Source organism: Actinotalea endophytica (genome assembly GCF_025717005.1).
GTDB lineage: Bacteria > Actinomycetota > Actinomycetes > Actinomycetales > Cellulomonadaceae > Actinotalea.
Map to the genome: position 1 here is coordinate 36108 of NZ_JAOVZU010000012.1, position 17813 is coordinate 53920.

General features: G+C 74.4%; 13 protein-coding genes and 1 tRNA gene. 10 read left to right on the forward strand and 4 right to left on the reverse strand.

What is annotated here, in order from left to right:
* On the reverse strand, positions 1 to 982 hold a 982-nt coding region (locus tag OEB99_RS17950), incomplete at its 3' end, for an EamA family transporter (RefSeq protein WP_263578736.1).
* A 72-nt stretch (positions 983 to 1054) separates the two neighbouring features.
* Between OEB99_RS17950 and OEB99_RS17955 the strand changes: the two genes are divergently transcribed.
* Positions 1055 to 1963, forward strand: coding sequence for a LysR family transcriptional regulator (locus OEB99_RS17955; protein WP_263578670.1), 909 nt, complete (start codon positions 1055 to 1057; stop codon positions 1961 to 1963).
* An 18-nt stretch (positions 1964 to 1981) separates the two neighbouring features.
* Here OEB99_RS17955 and OEB99_RS17960 read toward each other — a convergent pair.
* The 3 genes from OEB99_RS17960 to OEB99_RS17970 all read right to left on the reverse strand — a co-directional run bounded on the left by OEB99_RS17960 (position 1982) and on the right by OEB99_RS17970 (position 4196).
* Positions 1982 to 2057, reverse strand: a tRNA-Arg gene (locus OEB99_RS17960).
* A 129-nt stretch (positions 2058 to 2186) separates the two neighbouring features.
* The gene (locus OEB99_RS17965) at positions 2187 to 3602 is read right to left on the reverse strand and encodes an MATE family efflux transporter (protein WP_263578671.1); all 1416 of its coding nucleotides are present in this window, start codon (positions 3600 to 3602) and stop codon (positions 2187 to 2189) included.
* Positions 3603 to 3734: 132 nt separating this feature from the next.
* On the reverse strand, positions 3735 to 4196 hold the full coding sequence (locus OEB99_RS17970) for a MarR family winged helix-turn-helix transcriptional regulator (RefSeq protein ID WP_263578672.1): 462 nt from the start codon (positions 4194 to 4196) through the stop codon (positions 3735 to 3737).
* 232 nt (positions 4197 to 4428) lie between these two features.
* Between OEB99_RS17970 and OEB99_RS17975 the strand changes: the two genes are divergently transcribed.
* The 9 genes from OEB99_RS17975 (at position 4429) to OEB99_RS18015 (ending at position 17807) form a co-directional block, all read left to right on the forward strand.
* Positions 4429 to 4914, forward strand: coding sequence for a hypothetical protein (locus OEB99_RS17975; RefSeq protein WP_263578673.1), 486 nt, complete (start codon positions 4429 to 4431; stop codon positions 4912 to 4914).
* Positions 4915 to 5202: 288 nt separating this feature from the next.
* Positions 5203 to 8313 (forward strand): S8 family serine peptidase, encoded by a 3111-nt coding sequence (locus tag OEB99_RS17980; protein ID WP_263578674.1) that lies wholly within the window; start codon positions 5203 to 5205, stop codon positions 8311 to 8313.
* A 138-nt stretch (positions 8314 to 8451) separates the two neighbouring features.
* Positions 8452 to 10074 (forward strand): dynamin family protein, encoded by a 1623-nt coding sequence (locus tag OEB99_RS17985; protein WP_263578675.1) that lies wholly within the window; start codon positions 8452 to 8454, stop codon positions 10072 to 10074.
* Positions 10071 to 11573, forward strand: coding sequence for a GTPase (locus tag OEB99_RS17990; RefSeq protein ID WP_263578676.1), 1503 nt, complete (start codon positions 10071 to 10073; stop codon positions 11571 to 11573). The genes OEB99_RS17985 and OEB99_RS17990 overlap by 4 nt, the downstream gene beginning before the upstream one ends.
* An 81-nt stretch (positions 11574 to 11654) precedes the next feature.
* On the forward strand, positions 11655 to 12140 hold the full coding sequence (locus tag OEB99_RS17995) for a single-stranded DNA-binding protein (RefSeq protein WP_263578677.1): 486 nt from the start codon (positions 11655 to 11657) through the stop codon (positions 12138 to 12140).
* Between the two features lie 48 nt (positions 12141 to 12188).
* Positions 12189 to 13871 (forward strand): energy-dependent translational throttle protein EttA, encoded by a 1683-nt coding sequence (gene ettA / locus OEB99_RS18000; protein WP_263578678.1) that lies wholly within the window; start codon positions 12189 to 12191, stop codon positions 13869 to 13871.
* Between the two features lie 38 nt (positions 13872 to 13909).
* Positions 13910 to 15691, forward strand: a complete 1782-nt coding sequence (locus OEB99_RS18005) for a GTPase family protein (RefSeq protein ID WP_263578679.1) — start codon at positions 13910 to 13912, stop codon at positions 15689 to 15691.
* Entirely contained in the window at positions 15682 to 17301 is a 1620-nt protein-coding gene (locus tag OEB99_RS18010; protein WP_263578680.1) for a GTPase, read from the forward strand. The genes OEB99_RS18005 and OEB99_RS18010 overlap by 10 nt, the downstream gene beginning before the upstream one ends.
* Positions 17298 to 17807 carry an acyl-CoA thioesterase gene (locus tag OEB99_RS18015; RefSeq protein ID WP_263578681.1) on the forward strand — a complete coding sequence of 170 codons (510 nt, stop codon included), beginning with the start codon at positions 17298 to 17300 and terminating at the stop codon, positions 17805 to 17807. The genes OEB99_RS18010 and OEB99_RS18015 overlap by 4 nt, the downstream gene beginning before the upstream one ends.
* Positions 17808 to 17813: the final 6 nt, after the last annotated feature.

Genomic DNA, 17813 nt, shown 5'->3' on the forward strand with positions numbered 1-17813 from the left:
CAGGCGCGGCTTCGCCTCGGCCCAGCGCTCCTGTGGGCCGAGGCGAAGCCGCTTCTTGGCTGGCCGCGCTTTTGGTCGTTGCCAGCGTGCCGTCTCGGCCAAGGGAGGGCCGCGTCCGGCGGGAGGGCAACGCACCGACCAGCACGCCGGTGACCACCACGACCCCACCGAGCAGCTCGAGCCAGGTGGGCCGCTCGCCGAGGACGAGCGCCGCGGTGAGCAGGCCCGCCACGGGTACCAGCATCGAGAACGGGGCCACCACGCCGGCCGGGTGCCGGGCCAGCAACCAGGTCCAGATCCCCGAGCCGATGACGGTCGCGACGAGGCAGGTGTAGGCCAGGCCCGCCCACGCGGGTAGCGCGTCCGCCGACACCGAACCCGCCAGCGCCGCCCAGATCCGCGTGGGCCCCTCGAACACCAGGGACAGGGCGAGCATCGGCACGGGCACGACCACCGACATCCACAGCGTCAGGTGCAGCGGGTTCGGCGGCTGGGCCAGCCGGCTGGCGAGGTTCCCGAACGCCCAGCCCAGGCCGCCGGCGAGGACGAGAAGGAACGGCACCAGCGCGGCGGCCTGGGCACGGGAGAACCCCACGAGGGCCATCCCGGCGATCGCCACCGCGATGCCCACCCACTGGCGTCCACGCACGCGCTCGCGGAGCAGCAGCGCCCCGAGCGCCAGCGTGAAGGGTGCGGATGCCTGCAGCACCAGGGAGGCGAGCCCGGTGGGCATGCCTGCTGCCATCCCCCAGTACAGGAAGGTGAACTGCGCGACCCCGAAGCCGAGCCCGTAGCCGACCAGCCAGCGCACCGGGACCCGCGGGCGGGGCACGAACAGGAGCGTCGGCACGGCGATCAGGGTGAACCTGACCGCGACGAGCAGGAACGGCGGGAACTGCTCCAGCGAGGCGTGGATGGCGAGGAAGTTGACGCCCCACAGGGCGGCCACGGCGATGGCGAGCAGTCGGTGACGGGCGGGCACGCACACCATGGTCGGCCAGGTGATCGTGAAGAACCAGCGCACGGTGCTGAACGGTCGCTTTAGGATTCCTTCATGGATGTCCGGCACCTCGAGCTGCTCCGCGAGCTGGCCGACCGCGGAACGGTCACGGCCGTCGCGGAGGCCACCTTCCGCTCACCGTCCGCCGTGAGCCAGCAGCTGCGCAGCGCCGAGCGCGCATTCGGCGTCGCGCTGGTCGAGCCGGACGGACGCGGTCTGCGGCTCACCACGGCCGGACGCCTGCTCGCCGACGGCGCGGTAGGCGTGGCGACCGAGCTGGGGCGGCTGCAGCGCGAGCTGGACGACCTGCGCGGCCGGCCGTCCGGCCTGGTCCGGATCGCGGGGCTGCCCAGCGCCGTGGAGTTCCTGGCGCCGGGGCTGGTGTCCCGGTTGGCCGGCACCGGTGTCGACGTGGCGCTCACCGACGAGGACGTGGCCGAGGCCGACTATGCGAGCCGGGCGGCCGACCACGACCTGGTCATCGCGCACAGCCTCGCCGAGGCGCCGGCCGGTTCGGATCGCCTGGTCACCCGCACGATCGCGCGCGAGCCGCTGGACGTCGCCGTGCCGGCGTCCCACCGGCTGGCCGGACACCGCACCCTCCTCGCCTCCGACCTCGCAGCAGAGGCCTGGATCGGGGTGCCGCTGGGCTACCCGTTCGACACGGTCCGGATCGCCATCGAGCACCGGGCCGGTGTGCCCCTGGAGATCGTCCAGCGGATCCGGGACAACCGGGTGGTCGAGGCTCTGGTCGCGTCGGGCCGGGGCTGCGCGCTGCTGCCCCGGTTCACCACCCGCCCGCGCCCGGGCGTGGTCCTGGTGCCGCTGTCCGACGTCCGCGCGGTTCGCTCGATCGTCGCGCTGGGCCGCCCCGATCGGCTCGAACGAGCGGCCGTCCGGGTCGCGCTCGCGGCGCTGGTCGAGAGCGGCCGGGAGGTCGAGGGGGTCGCGGCCCGGCACTGACCACGCGTCGCCCCCGGCTGGTGCCCCCGGCAGGATTCGAACCTGCGACCAACGGATTAGAAGTCCGACGCTCTATCCACTGAGCTACGGGGGCGGGACGTGCGGGCGCCGGACGACCGCGGCGCGTTGCACGGTGCGGGAGAACCCGCACCGACGGACCAGGCTAGCCGGAGTGGGCACCCGTGGGTGTGCGCGGGCGCGCTGGCCGCGAACCTCTGCCGGCTCAGGCCGAGGCGGGGACGGGTCCGGCGAAGCTTTGCCGCCGGCGGGTGGCCAGCAGCGCCATGGCGAGGGCGAAGCACACCACCTCGGTCACGGTGATCGCCCAGATCACCCCGTTCAGGCCGACCCACGCCGACCCGGCGAACAGCAGGGGCACGAACAGAACGCCCTGCACGGTCGCCAGCACCGCGGCGGGGCCGGCCTGCCCGGTCGCCTGGAACAGCGTGGTCACCAGGCCGGTGAAGCCGTTGAACAGCGCGGACACCAGCTGGGCGGCGAGCACGACGAAGCCGATCCTCAGCACGTCCGGGTCGGCGGAGAACATCCTCAAGAGGTCCTGGCCGAGCACGAGGACCGGCACGAAGAAGGCGACCACGATCGCGGCCACCCAGACCGCGGAGGCCCTCAGCCCGGCGCGCAGCCGGGTCGACACCCCGCCCCCGAAGGCCGCGGCGAGCATGGGCATCGCACCGAGCTGGACGCCCATCGCGAGCATCTCCGGCACCTGGACGATCCGCTGGCCGACGCCGAACGCCGCCAGCGCGGACTCGCCGTACCCGGCCGCGACGCGGGCGAACAGCACGCCGCTCAGCGTCATGAAGCCCATCATCAGGAGCTCCGAGGACCCCACGGAGAGGACCTCGAGCGTGTCCTTGCGGTTCGGGGTCAGCCATCGGGGGCTCGCTGTCAGCAGCGGTGACTGCCGGTGCAGGTAGGTGAGGAAGTAGATGACGGTGACGACGTTCGAGCCGACCATCGCGCCGGCCGCGCCCGCCACGCCCCAGCCCATGACCAGGATGAACACGACGTCCAGGACCAGGTTGGCGACGGTCGAGATGATGATCCCGGTCATCGACGCGCGTGCGGCGCCCTCCGAGCGCACCAGCTGCTCGAGGGCGAAGGCGGCGGTCAGGACGGGCGCACCGATGAGCATGACGCGCAGGTAGTCGGCGGTCGGCACCGCGGCATCTCCCGTCGCACCGAGCAGGTGGGTGACCGGGGTGAGGAACATCAGACCCAACGCCCCGACGGTCGCGCCGGCCGCGACCGCGCCCCACGTGGTCAGCGCGGAGAGGTTGCGGACCCGGCTGCGCAGTGCGGCGGCAGATGCCTCGTCGGCCTGCCGGAGCCGTCCCAGCAGGCGGCTGATCGCTGCCGATCCGCCGGTGCCGAACACCCCGGCCACGGCCATCAGCAACGACGTCAGCGGCAGCCCGAAGGTGAGCGCGGCGAGCAGCGCCGTCGAGTGCAGCGAGCCGATGAAGCCTGCGTTGACGACGTTGTAGACGACGCCGACGGACGTCGCGGCCATCATCGGGACGGCCAGGTGCGCGAGCGCCCGGCCGACCGGCGCGTGGTGCAGGTACCAGGCGTCGTCGCGCGCCGCGGGGGCGTCTGCGGTGGTGATCTCGGACATCGGAACCTCCTGATCGAGGGCGTGCGAGGGCGCGCGAAGGCGTCGCGGGGCGTGGGTGGGTCGGTGTGCTGCGCGGGCCCGGGGTCGGGGCGCGGTAGGTGGGGTCCGGGCCGGCGTGCGGCGTGCAGCCCGTCAGGTCGTCGGCGATACCTCGGCGAGGTGACGGTCGAGCTTGGTGAGCGCGGCCACCAGGGCGGCGCGGTCGGCCGCGTCGAGCGCAGCCTCGATCTGGGGCTCGACGCCGGACCACAGGCCGGCTTCGAAATTCTTGACCAGGTCGTAGCCCTTCGGCGTGACGTGCAGGGTCTTGCGTCGGGAGTCCGCAGGGTCGGGCCGTCTCTCGATCCAGCCGTCCTGCTCGAGGCCGGCCAGGACCGGTGAGACGCTGGCCGGCCGGGTGCCGGTGGCCTCGGCGATGTCGCGGGCGATCACTCCGCGGTCCTGCGTCGCCTCGATGAAGCCGAGCATCCGCGCCTGGTGCATGGTGAGGCCACCGAGGTCAGCGGCGTCCATCCCGGTCGCCATGAACTGTCGCAGGCGGTTCGAGACCCGTGCGATGAGCTCGACGACCGTTGCGGCGCTGGTGTCTGCCATGGGGACGACGATAGATAGATAGAACTCAAACTGTCAAGAACCTAACTATTGTCGTGGACGTGGGCTGCCGACACTCCCCAGGGCTTGAGTTGACCCGTCGGACCGCCGATGGATCAACCGAGTGTCGGCGAGCGGGGGCGCAGTGAGGTACACGCGGGTGGCGTTGGCAGCTGTCGTGGTCGCATCGGTGGCGGCGTGTGCACCGGGGCCGACTCCACTCCGGCTCGGAGACGTGCCTCTGGACGAGACGTCGGATCCCGCGCTCCTGTGCGAGGCATTCACCGAGGGCGACCTCGCCGCGCTCGTCGACGCACGTCTGGGTGATCCGGCGCCTGGCACCGGGTCCGGAGACCTCGCGAGCGGCAGCCCGTGGGCCTTCTGCATGGCACGGACGGCCGAGTCCGACCCGGACGGCCTCGTCGGCATCGGCGTCTTCCCATCCGGCTTCGTGCCGATGGTCGCCGCTGGTGTCGACGAGTTCTGCGACGGGGCAGCCGGAGAAGCCGTCCTGATCGACGAGCTTCCGGCCGCTCAGGTCGGGTGCCTCGACGGGGACGCCTACGCGACCTTCGCGGCCGCCCAGGTCACGGACGATGCCGCTCTGGTCATCACTACCCGGCAGGCGGGTGGTGGCGAGGCCCGGCCGGACCCGGACGAGGTCACGGCTGCGCTCACGAGCACTCTCGAGCGCATGCGCTCCGAGGCCGACGGTGGCTGAAGCCCAGCGCTGAGGTGGGCCCGGGCCGTTTCGCACGCCGATGAGGCATGGCCAGGCCCGCTCGGATCGATGTCGGCCCGCCGCGGGCCGGGCGGCGCATGTCCCGACTGTCCCGATCGTCTCCGCCATGCGGGTGCAAGGCCTCGCGACCACCTCACGACCGCCGCTGCCCGGCCGACGGAGAGGTGCGGACCGCTGCTCGTGCGCAGGTCGTGGGCAGGGTGCGCAGGGACCATGACGGACCCCGGACGCACCCCCGCGCCCGCCACCTGAAGGACCAGGTACCGGATGAACCTCAGCAGAACCCTCGCGATCGTCGTCGCGGCCGGAGTCGTGACCGCTGCCGTGAGCGCGGTCGCGCTGCCGGACCGGACCGAGGTGGCGGTCGCCGACGGGTTCGGCGACGGTGACGGGCTCACCCGGTACGTGGTCACGGTGGCGCTGGAGAACGGGCCGGCGGGGGCGCCGACCGCGCTGCCGGTTCCGGCCGACCCGGTCGCGCCGCTCGACATGGCCGCCCTGGCCGTCGCGCAGGACGAGCTCGGGCCGGGCGGGACGCTGCAGGTCAGCGGTGGGGTGCTCTACTACGTCCTCGGCGACTCGGCCGTGGCGGTCTCGGCCGACGGCGACGCCGCGGTCGTCGACGCGCCCACCGCCGAACCCGATGCCGACCAGGCGCTCGAGGCGCTCGCCGCCACGCCGGGGGTGGTCTCGGCCCAGCTGCTCGACGACGGCCGGGTCCTGGTCGCGACCACGCTCGAGCGCAGCGAGCTCGCCGCGCTGGACGTCGTGGCGGACGTCGAGGTCTCCGAGCAGGTTCCGGTCGCGGGCGAGGCGGTCAACCCGACCGACCCTTACTACTCGACGTACGCGTGGTCGCTGAACAACACCGGGTCGAACGCCTACCTGCAGCCGGAGGCTGTCGCCGGAGCGGACATCGACGCCCCGACGGGCTGGTCGGTCAGCCAGGGTGAGGGCGCGGTGGTCGCCATCGTCGACACCGGGTACGACACCGATCACGCCGACCTCTCCGCGGCGCTGTGGACCAACCCCGCCGAGCCCTGCGGGGCCGCGGACGTCGACGGCGACGGCAAGGCCGGCGCGTGCCACGGGTGGAACTTCTACGCGAACTCCGCCGACGTGAACAACACCGGGTACGGATCGCACGGCACCTCGGTCGCCGGAGTCGTGGCCGCGGCCATGAACAACGGCGCCGGGACGGTCGGTGTCGCCCCGAAGGCCCGGGTCATGCCGCTCGTCGTCGGGGGCGGGGAGACCGTCGACGTCAACCTCGCCTCCGAGGCGATCCGGTGGGCCGTCGACCACGGCGCGGACGTGATCAACGCGAGCTTCGGCGGTCAGTTCACCGGCGCGGCCCTGACGAACCTGCGGTCCGCGGTGGACTACGCCGCGGCCGCGGGCGTGCTGGTGGTCGCCGCCGCCGGCAACGACACCGGCGACCGGGACTCCTCGATCCTGTACCCGGCGAGCCTGACCAGCGACGGCGTCATCACCGTCGGGTCGACGAGTGCCGCGGACGTGCCGGCCGCGTCCAGCGCGTACGGCGCCACGAGCGTCGACCTGTTCGCGCCGGGGGAGAAGGTCGTCACCACGTGGGACGACGGCGGGTACCGCCTGGTGTCCGGCACGTCGATCGCAGCACCGCACGTGGCCGGGGCGATCGCGGACTACGTGGCGGTCAACCCCGGCGCCGGGTTGGCCGAGCTCCGGGCGTTGCTGCTCGCCGGGGTGACGCCGCTGCCGTCGCTGTCCGGCCTGTGCGTCACCGGCGGGCGGCTGACGATCGCGGGGCTGCACGGGCCGGACGGGACGGTCGCGTACGCGTTCGACCAGATGGTCGCGCAGCCCGGCGAGATCGCCCCGAGCGTCGAGGTGACCTCAGCCGCGGGAGCGGGCTCGTACCAGGTTGTGCTCGGGTTGTCGATGCTCGTCGACGGGCAGGTGTGGGCGGTCTCCGGTGAGCAGGTGTCCCTCGGCGGGACCACCGCAGCGACCGACGACGACGGGCTGGTCAGCTTCGACCTCGGCGTCCTGTCCGAGCTCGGGACCCAGATCCTGAACCCGACGATGGAGCTGGGCGCCGGCCAGTTCGGGCTCAGCGCGCAGATCCTCAAGGACGGCGAGGCCCTGACCCGGCCGTTCGCCGCACCGCTGGTGGTCGCCGACACGCCGGCCGGGGGTGCCGGCGGGGGCGACGCCTCCGGCGGGTCGGGCGCCGACTCGGGGTCGTCGTCCGGCGGCGGGTCAGGTTCCGACGCAGGGTCGGGTACGGACTCCGGCTCGGGTTCGGACTCCGGGTCGAGTTCGGACTCCGGCTCGTCGAGCGGCAGCGACACCGGCTCGTCGTCCGACTCCGGTTCGTCCGGCGGGTCCGGTTCGGACACGGGCTCGGGGTCCTCGGGCTCGTCCGACTCCGGTTCGTCCGGCGCCTCCGGCTCGGATGCCGGCGCGGACTCCGGCACGGGCTCCGGGACCGACTCCTCGTCGGACTCCTCGGGGTCGTCGGGCTCGTCAGGTGGCTCCGGCACGGACGCGGGGTCGGGCTCCGGGTCGTCGGGTTCCTCGGGCTCGTCGTCCGGCGGGTCGGGGTCCGACGCGAAGTACTTCGACGCGGTCGGGGACTTCCAGGTCACCTCGATCAGCCAGGTCCACGTGGCGACCGCCGGTGGCGACCTGGTCCTGGTGCGCGGGCTGGCCATGACCCAGGCGTCGGGTGTGCGGGTGGGGCCGTCGGCCACGGCCCACGTCATCGGTCTGGTGCTCGACGGCGCCAACGGCACCCTGGCCTTCCTCACCCCGGCGATGCCGACCGGGACCTACGACGTCACGGTCTACGGCTCGGGCCTGAGCAGCGTCCTCCCGGACGCGTTGGTGTACTCCGTCGACCCGCCGGCGGATGCGGGCACGGGTGGCGGGTCCTCCGGCCTCGGGGACTCCGGCTCCGGCGGATCGGGCGCCGACTCCTCGGGCGACTCGGGATCCGGCGGAGCAGGCACCGGAACCGGGACGGGCGACTCGGGATCCGGCACGGGTGGCTCGGGCGCCGACTCTTCGGGCGACGGAACCGGCACGGACTCGGGCACGGGCAGCGGGACCGGCGGGTCGGGCACCGATTCCGGCAGCTCCGGCAGCTCGGGCAGCGGGACGGACGGTTCGGGCACCGGATCGGACTCCGGCGGATCCGGTACCGGGTCCGACACCGGCTCGGGCGGGTCCGGAGCGGGCGACTCGGGTTCGTCCGACTCCGGTTCGGGCGCCGGCCCGGCGCAGCGGGTCGGGCCCAACGGCGAGCGCCTGGTCGCCTCCACCGTGTGGTCGGTCCCGACCAGCCTGTGGTCGCTGTCGTGCACGGGGCGGTGCACCGGCATCGAGCTGTGATCCGCGTGCGATCGGGGCGCTGAGAGCGTCCTGGTCCGTGGACCGGCCCGGTGCGATGCGGCCGCGGAGTCGTGCGGCCGAGCCGATCGTCCGGCGTGCTCCCTTGGTGCCTGCGGCGGGCCGCGCAAGGATGACGGCGTGCAGCCGACCCCGTCCACCTCGACCCAGTGGGGTCGGGTCGCCGACGTGCACGGCGACCACGACCCCGAGCGGCCGGTGGCGCGCGCGTCCCTGCTGGATGCCGTGACCGACCTGCGCGCCGACGTCGAGGCGACGGTCTTCCCGCTGCCGCTGGCGGACGTCGAGCACGCCCGGGAACGTCGCCGGGCGCTGCTCGAGCAGCTCGACGACCACCTGCTGCCCCGGCTGCGCGAGCTGTCCGCGCCCGGTCTCGTGGTGGTCGCGGGCTCGACCGGGGCCGGCAAGTCCACGCTGGTGAACTCGATCGTCGGGGAGGAGGTCAGCCAGGCGGGCGTGCTGCGGCCGACCACCCGTCGACCCGTGCTCGTGCACCACCCGGCCGACGGCGACCTGCTGGCCGAGCACCCCCTGCTGGCCGAGGTCGACGTGGCGGCGCGCGACGTCGTGCCGCGCGGGATCGCGCTGATCGACGCTCCCGACCTGGACTCGTTGGTCGAGGACAACCGGAGGGTCGCGCAGCGGCTGATGGACGCGGCCGACCTGTGGCTGTTCGTCACCACGGCGGCGCGGTACGGCGATGCGCTGCCCTGGCACGTGCTCGACCAGGCCGCCGAGCGCAAGGTCTCCATGGCGATGGTGCTCAACCGGGTCCCGAAGGACGCGGTCGTCACGGTGCGCTCCGACCTGCTCGCCCGCCTCGGCGCGCGCGGGCTGTCCAGCGTCCCGCTGTTCCTGGTGCCGGACGCCGGGCCGCACGAGGGCCTGCTCGACGACAAGGCCGTCGCCCCGGTGCGCCGGTGGCTCACCGTGCTCGCCGGTGCAGACCGTGCGCAGTCGGTCATCGCGCGCACCCAGCGCGGCGCGATCGGTGCGCTGCGGCCGTGGATCGGCGAGCTCGCGGACGCGGTCGAGGCCCAGGTGGAAGCCAGGGCCGACCTGGAGCGCCGGGTCGACGCGTGCCTGGAGAAGCCCGGTGCGGCCGCGGCGGCCTCGGTGCAGCGCGGCGGGGTCGCGGAGGGGCCGGTGCGCAGCGCCTGGTCCTCGCGCGCGGGGTCGGGGCCGCTCGGCCGGGGCTGGACCTCGCGTCGCGGGCACGCCGCACGGGTCGAGGCACTCGAGCACGTCGGGTCCGAGCTCGAGGGTGCGGCGCGGGTCGCGCTCGTCGCGGCACGGCGTTCCGGCGCGCGCGCGGTCGACGCTGCGGTCGGGGACGAGCTCGACGACCTGCCGGTGCCGGAGACCGCCCCGGTGGTCCCGGCCCCCGACGTCGACGCCGTCGCCTGGCTCGCGGACACCGCCGCGGCCGTGGAGCACGAAGCGGCACGCTCGAGGGGCGCCGCGCGGCTCGTCCGCCTCGCGGGTGCGCGGGGAGCCGGCGTCGTCGTCGCCGGTGCGGCGGTGGGGCTCGGTGCCGCCCGGGTGCATGTGGAGCAGGCCATGGGTTCGCAGGCCGGGTCCGAGCTGGTGCAGCAGGCGGCCGACGACCTGGTGACCAGGGTCCGTGCGCAGGTGCTCGCCGCCGGGGCCTCGGTGCGCGCCGCGCTGGACACGCCCGACCTCGCCGCGGACGCGGCGGCCCGGCTCCAGCTGCGCCGTGCCGTGCTCAAGGAGTGGACATGACTGACGCACCGGTCGCGCCCGGGGAGCGCACCGCGGCCCTGCTCGAGGAGGTCGAGAACCTCGAGGCGGCGCTCGCCCTCGCCGGCGAGCGGGCCGACGCCGACCTGCGTGACCGGGTCGGCACCCTGCTCGCGGGCGTGCGCGAACGGCTCGCCCTCGGCGTCGACCACACCGTCGTCGCGCTCGTGGGTGGCACCGGTTCGGGCAAGTCGTCCCTGTTCAACGCGCTGTCCGGGCTGAAGTTCGCCGACGTCGGGGTGCGCCGGCCGACGACCTCCAAGGTCACCGCGTGCGTCTGGGCGCACGACGCGACGGCGCTGCTCGACTGGCTCGGTGTCGACCTGGAGCGGCGGATCGAGCGCGAGTCGGCGCTCGACGGCGAGACCCAGGCGGCGCTGCGCGGCCTGGTGCTGCTCGACCTGCCGGACCACGACTCGGTCGAGGCGGCCCACCACGAGGTGGTCGACCGCCTCGTGCCGCAGGTCGACCTGCTCGCCTGGGTCGTCGACCCCCAGAAGTACGCCGACGACGCGCTGCACACCGGGTACCTGTCCCGCCTGGCCGGGCACGAGGCGACGATGCTCCTGCTGCTCAACCAGATCGACACGGTGCCGGAGCGGGCCCGCGACGAGCTCGTGGCCGACGTCGAGCGGCTGCTCGAGGCCGACGGCCTGCACGGCATGCGCACCCTGCCGGTGAGCGCGGCCACCGGTGCGGGCCTGACGGACGTGCACGACGTGCTCGCCGAGGTGGTCGCCGCGCACGGGGTCGCCGAGGCGCACGCCGCTGCCGAGCTCGACGACGCTGCCACCGCCCTGGCCACGGCCGTCGGCGACGGCGAGCCCGAGCCGCCGGTCGGTCGTGCGGTCGACGCCCTGCTCGAGGCGGCCGGGGTGCCCGGCGAGGTCGAGGCGGTGCGGGCGGGTGCTCCGGCGGCCTCGGAGCCGTCCACGCTGGCGCCGACGCTCGGACCGGTGCAGGCCGAGCGCGCGGGACTGGTGCGGGAGGCGTGGCTGGCCGACACGACCGCCGGGCTTCCCGCACCGTGGCGCGACTCGCTGGTCGACGCGGTTGCGGACGACGCCGGCCTGGTCCGCGCCGTGGACACCGCGCTCGCCGCCGTCGAGATCCCGCCACGGGCGAGGCGCTCGACAGTGCAACGGTGGGCGCCGTGGGTGCTCGTCCTGCTCGCCGCCGGAGCGGCCGCCGCCGCGGTGCTGCTCGACCCGTGGTGGTGGGCCGTGTGCGGTGGCGCCCTGCTGCTCGCGGCGGGCTCGCTCTGGTGGACGCGTCGCTCGCTGAGACGGGCAGCACGTGCGGCCGCCGCGCAGCTGCTCGCCGCGGGCCGACACGCGGTGCAGTCCGCCGTCGAGGAGGCGTTGGGCGCGCCGACCCGTGAGGTGCTCGGCGACCACGAGCTGGTCCGCCTCGCCGCGGCGCGCGCGGACGTCGAGGTGCCCTCCACGGACCCCGGACCCGAGGACGCGTCCACCGACTGACCGGGCGCCGCCCGCAGGGGAGCCCTCGGCCGGGCACCGTCGCCCCGTGGCCGGACGGACCGGCCGGGATCGAGGCGAGACATGCGCAAGGCAGCGACCGTGACGGTGACCGGGTGGGTCGGCACGGTGCCCAGAGAGGTGTCGGGGGAGGGCGTGCCGTTCACGTCGTTCCGGGTGTCGGTGGCCGAGCGGCGGTTCGACCCGCAGACCCGCGAGTGGGGTGACGGGCCCACCGAGTGGTTCACGGTCAAGGCCTGGCGGGACCTCGCGATCAACGTCTCGGAGTCGATCCGCAAGGGAGATCCCGTCATCGTCATGGGCCGGCTGCGCACCGACCAGTGGGAGTCGGACAAGGGCACCCACGCGGGGTTCGTCATCGAGGCCGACTCCGTGGGGCACGACATGGTGTGGGGCTCGGGGACGTTCCGCCGCAGGGTGCACCGTTCCGGTGCCGCCGGGGTCGAGCGGGTCGAGGACGCGACGCCCGAGGAGCCGGCCGAGGACCCGTGGGCGACGGAGCCGGCCGCGGCCGAGGTCGATGCGCCGGAGCCCGTCCTCACGCCGTAGGCTGTCGGGTCGGAACAACGACCCCGCGACGACTGGAGCGAGCCCGCAGTGGCCGAGTTCATCTACACCATGCACAAGGCGCGCAAGGCGCACGGTGACAAGCTCATCCTCGACGACGTCACGATGGCGTTCTTCCCGGGTGCCAAGATCGGCATGGTCGGCCCGAACGGCGCCGGCAAGTCGACGATCCTCAAGATCATGGCCGGGCTGGACCAACCGTCGAACGGCGAGGCACGGCTGTCGCCCGGCTACTCGGTGGGCATCCTGCTCCAGGAGCCCCCGCTGAACGAGTCGAAGACCGTGCTCGGCAACGTCGAGGAGGGTGTCGCCGAGGTCAAGGCCAAGCTCGACCGGTTCAACGAGATCAGCGAGCTCATGGCGGACCCGGACGCCGACTACGACGCGTTGCTCGCCGAGATGGGCGAGCTCCAGGAGGCCCTGGACCACGCCGACGCGTGGGACCTGGACAACCAGCTCTCGCAGGCGATGGACGCGCTGCAGCTCCCGCCGGCCGACGCCGACGTCACGGTGCTCTCCGGCGGTGAGCGGCGGCGCGTCGCGCTGTGCAAGCTGCTGCTGGAGAAGCCGGACCTGCTGCTGCTCGACGAGCCCACGAACCACCTGGACGCCGAGTCCGTGCAGTGGCTCGAGCAGCACCTCGCGCAGTACGAGGGCGCGGTCATCGCGGTCACCCACGACCGCTACTTCCTCGACCACGTCGCGCAGTGGATCGCCGAGGTGGACCGCGGGCGGCTCTACCCGTACGAGGGCAACTACTCCACGTACCTGGAGAAGAAGCGTGCCCGCCTGGAGGTCCAGGGCCGCAAGGACGCGAAGCTCGCCAAGCGCCTCGCCGACGAGCTCGACTGGGTCCGGCAGTCCGCCAAGGGTCGCCAGGCCAAGTCCAAGGCACGTCTGCAGCGCTACGAGGAGATGGCGGCCGAGGCGGAGCGCACCAGGAAGCTGGACTTCGAGGAGATCCAGATCCCGCCGGGTCCGCGTCTGGGCACCCAGGTCATCGAGGCCACGGACCTGAAGAAGGGCTTCGGGGACCGGACTCTCATCCACGGGCTGTCGTTCTCGCTGCCGCGCAACGGGATCGTCGGCGTGATCGGCCCGAACGGCGTCGGCAAGACGACGCTCTTCAAGACGATCGTGGGCCTCGAGCCGCTGGACGACGGCAACCTCAAGGTCGGCGACACGGTGAAGATCTCCTACGTCGACCAGTCCCGCGGCGGCCTGGACCCGAAGAAGACCCTCTGGGAGACGGTGTCCGGCGGGCTGGACTACATCAAGGTCGGCAACGTCGAGATGCCGTCGCGCGCCTACGTCGCCGCGTTCGGCTTCAAGGGTCCCGACCAGCAGAAGCCCACCGGGGTCCTCTCCGGCGGCGAGCGGAACCGCCTGAACCTGGCGCTCACGCTCAAGGAGGGCGGCAACGTGCTGCTCCTCGACGAGCCGACCAACGACCTCGACGTCGAGACGCTCGGTTCGCTCGAGAACGCCCTGCTGGACTTCCCGGGCTGCGCCGTCGTGGTCTCCCACGACCGGTGGTTCCTGGACCGCGTCGCGACGCACATCCTCGCCTACGAGGGCACCGACGCGGACCCGGCGAGCTGGTACTGGTTCGAGGGGAACTTCGAGGCGTACGAGCAGAACAAGGTCGAGCGCCTCGGCATCGAGGCAGCCCGTCCGCACCGGGTGACGTACCGGAAGCTGACCCGCGACTGAGCGGGCCGCGCCCGCGCTCGCTCGGGCATGATCGACCTGTGACGCAGAGCAGCACGGCACCGGCCGACCACGAGCTGGTCGCCGGGCTCACCGCGCTGCGGGCCGCCCTGGCCGAGATGCGCCTGCCGCTCGAGGTGGCGGGCGCGGCCGCGGCCAGGGTCGAGACGGCGCGGCTCGTCGCGCACCTCGACGACTACCTGCTTCCGCGGGTGCGGCAGATGGGCGCGCCGCTGCTCGCAGTCGTCGGCGGCTCGACCGGCGCCGGCAAGTCCACCCTGGTCAGCTCACTCGTCGGGGCCGTGGTCAGCCCCGCCGGGGTGCTGCGGCCGACCACCCGGTCGCCGGTGCTCGTGCACCACCCCGACGATCTCGCCTGGTTCGCGTCCGACCGGATCCTGCCCGGGCTCCCGCGCTGGACGGGCGAGGGCGGCGAGGGCGGGCTCCGCCTGGTCGCGCACCCGGCGGTGCCCCGCGGCCTCGCGCTGCTCGACGCACCGGACATCGACTCGGTGGTCACCGCGAACCGCGAGCTCGGCGCGCAGCTCCTCGGAGCCGCCGACCTGTGGGTCTTCGTCACCACCGCGGCGCGCTACGCCGACGCCGTGCCCTGGGACCTGCTCGCCGAGGCCGCCGCGCGCCAGGCCGCGGTCGGGGTCGTGCTCGACCGGCTCGAGCCGCACGAGCGGGAGGCCGTCACCGCGGACCTCGGGCGGATGCTCACCGAGCGTGGGCTGGCCGGGGCGCGGCTGCTGACCGTCCCGGAGGCGGCGCTGCGCGACGGCCTCCTGCCGCCCGACGCGATCGCAGGCGTGCGGGACTGGTTGCACCGTGTCGCCGACGACGCCGACGCACGCGAGCACCTGGTCCGGGCCACCGTGCGCGGCGCGGTCGCCGACCTCGTCGCGCGCGCACCGCACCTGGCAGCGGCCGCGGACGACCAGGTGACCCACGCCGAGTGGCTCGCCGGCGCCGTCGACGACGCCTACGCGAACGCGTCGCGCACCGTCGCCGACGCGACCTCCGACGGCACCATGCTGCGTGGCGAGGTGCTCGCCCGCTGGCAGGAGTTCATCGGCACCGGGGAGCTGCTCCGCGCGGTCGAGGCCAAGGTCAGCTCGTGGCGCGACAGGCTCACCGCCGCGCTGCGCGGCCGCCCCGCGCCCGAGCCGGTCGCCGCCGCGATCGGTGCGAGCCTGGTCGACGTGGTCGCCGACGCCGCCGACCGGGCCGCCGAGCAGGCCTGGACGACGTGGCACGCCGACCCCGCGGGGGCGCGGCTCCTCGACGGGCTGCGCCTGTCGCGGTCCTCGCCGGACCTGCGCGACCGGGTCGCCGAGGAGGTCCGCGGCTGGCAGACCTCCGTGCTCGAGCTGGTGAGCAGCGAGGGCGCGGACCGGCGGGTCACCGCGCGCGTGCTGTCGTTCGGCGTCAACGGCCTGGGGGCCGCCCTGATGATCGTGATCTTCGCGCACTCGGGCGGCCTCACCGGCGCCGAGGTCGGGGTCGCCGGCGGCACCGCGGTGCTCGCTCAGCGCCTGCTCGAGGCGATCTTCGGCGACGACGCGGTGCGGCGCCTCACCCGGGTCGCGCAGGCGGACCTGCAGGCCAGGGTCGAACGGGTCCTCGCCGACGAGGCGACCCGCGCGGCGACGCCGCTCGCAGCCCTCGACGTGACGTCGGCAGGTCCGCAGATCCGCGCAGCGCTCGCCCGGATCGGTGTGCCCGAGGCGCCGCCGGCGCCGGCCGTGCCCGAGGTCGAGACCGAGCCCGAACCGGAGACCGGCGGTCTGCGCGCCTGGTGGAGGCGGCTGTGGTCCTGATCGTCGAGCGGCTCGAGGCGCTGACCGAGGCGGTCGCCGCGGGGCACGACGTGCTGCCCGTCGAGCTCGTCGACCGCGCTCGCGGTGTCGGCGCGCGGGCCGGCGACCGCCTGCGGCTGTCCGAGGAGCACACCGTCGTCGCCGTCGCGGGCGCGACCGGCTCCGGCAAGTCGTCCATCGTCAACGCGCTGGTGGGTGGGCCGGTCGCCAAGGTCGACGTGCTGCGCCCCACCACGTCCGCCGCCCTCGCCGCGGTCTGGGGCGCCGACGGGTCCACGCCGCTGCTGGACTGGCTCGGAGTGCGTGAGCGGGTCGTGGTCGCCGAGCACGCCGACGCAGGTCTCGTGCTGCTCGACCTGCCCGACCACGACTCGGTGCGCACCGAGCACCGGCTCGAGGCCGAGCGGCTCATCGCGCTCGTGGACCTGATGGTGTGGGTGCTCGACCCGCAGAAGTACGCCGACGCCGCGGTGCACGAGCGCTACCTGCGCAACCTGCGTGCGCACCGTGACGTGCTGCTCGTGGTGCTCAACCAGAGCGATCGCCTCACGCCCGGCGAGGTGGACGCCACCGTCGCCGACGCCCGTCGGCTGCTCGCCGAGGACGGGCTCGACGGCGTGCCGGTGCTGCCGGTCTCCGCGCGTACCGGGGCCGGCGTGGACGCGCTGCGCGATGCGCTCGGCGACGCCGCGCGACGGCGGGAGGCCCGCGTTGCGCGGCTCCGGGCAGACGTCGTCACGATCGCCGGCGACGTGCTGTCGCAGTGCGGGGCGGCGGCGGTTCCGCGGCCCACCGCCGACCGCGAGCTCGTCGATGCGTTCGCCGAGGCGGCCGGGGTCCCGACCGTGGTGTCCGCGGTCGAGGGCTCGGCGCGGCTCTCCGCGCACCTGGCGACGGGCTGGCCACCGACCCGGTGGGTGGGCCGTCTCCGCGCCGACCCGCTGCACACCCTGCACCTCGCCGCACCGCGGGCGGGCGCCCGGGACGATGCCGGTGCAGGCGAGGACGTGACTCGCACCTCGCTGCCGGCCCCCGGCCCGGCCGAGCTCGCCCGTGCGGCCGGCGCGATCCGGGACTGGCGGGAGCGGGCCACCGACGGGCTGCCCGACGCGTGGGTCCTCGCCGCCCGCGGGACCGAGCCCACCGAGGCGCTCGCGGACGAGCTCGACCGTGCGGTCGCCCGGACCCACGTGACCAGGCTGCGCCGGCCGCTGTGGTGGCGCGCCGTGGGCGTCGCGCAGTGGTTGCTGCTCGCCGTCGCGGTGGGTGGACTGGGCTGGCTCGGCGCCCTGGCGGGTCTGGACGCACTGCGGATGCCCTCACGCGAGCCACCCGAGTGGCACGGCTGGCCCGTGCCGACGCTCATGCTGCTCGCCGGGGTGGTCGCCGGACTGGTGCTCGCGGGCGTCGCCCGCCTCGTCGCGGGGGCGGGGGCGCGGCGACAGGCCCGCCGGGCGACCGCTGCGCTGCGGCGATCGATCTCCGACGTCGCCGACCGCGTGGTCGTCGAGCCGGTCGCCGAGCTCGTCGAGCGTCACGAGCACTGCCGGGCGGCTGCACTGCGAGCCGCTGCCGAGGAGTCGGCGCGGCGCCGAGGAGGAGGGCGATGAGACTGCAGATCCCGGTCACCCTGCGCTGGGCGGACCTCGACGCCTATGGCCATGTCAACAACGTCGAGGCCCTCAGACTCCTCGAGGAGGCCCGGATCGCGGCGTTCTGGCGGCACGGTCCCGGCTCCACACCGACGGCCGTCATCGAGTCCGGTCCGGGCGCCGCGACCCACACCTTCGTCGCCGCGACCGAGGTCGAGTACCTCGCGCCGCTCGGCTACCACCGGGAACCGGTGATCGTGGAGCTGTGGATCGGTCACCTCGGCGGCGCGAGCATCGACGTCTGCTACCGCGTGCTCGCACCCGCCGAGCCCCGGACCCCGGGTGCAGCGCTGACCGGGTCACCCGTCGCCCCGGCCGACCTCGTGGCGCACGTGCATGCCCGGACCACGATGGTCATGGTCGATGCCGGGACCGGCCGCCCGCGGCGCCTGACCGACGGCGAGCGCGCAGCCTGGCTGCCCTACGTCGAGGACCCGGTCGTCTTCCGCCGGCGTCGTCGCTGACCCGGC

Bases quoted from the DNA above. Each gene is read 5' to 3' on its own strand.
- OEB99_RS17990 (WP_263578676.1), top strand. From the start codon at position 10,071: ATGACTGACGCACCGGTCGCGCCCGGGGAGCGCACCGCGGCCCTGCTC.
- OEB99_RS17955 (WP_263578670.1), top strand. From the start codon at position 1,055: ATGGATGTCCGGCACCTCGAGCTGCTCCGCGAGCTGGCCGACCGCGGA.
- OEB99_RS17965 (WP_263578671.1), bottom strand. From the start codon at position 3,602: ATGTCCGAGATCACCACCGCAGACGCCCCCGCGGCGCGCGACGACGCC.
- OEB99_RS17980 (WP_263578674.1), top strand. From the start codon at position 5,203: ATGAACCTCAGCAGAACCCTCGCGATCGTCGTCGCGGCCGGAGTCGTG.
- OEB99_RS17970 (WP_263578672.1), bottom strand. From the start codon at position 4,196: ATGGCAGACACCAGCGCCGCAACGGTCGTCGAGCTCATCGCACGGGTC.
- OEB99_RS18015 (WP_263578681.1), top strand. From the start codon at position 17,298: ATGAGACTGCAGATCCCGGTCACCCTGCGCTGGGCGGACCTCGACGCC.
- OEB99_RS17995 (WP_263578677.1), top strand. From the start codon at position 11,655: ATGCGCAAGGCAGCGACCGTGACGGTGACCGGGTGGGTCGGCACGGTG.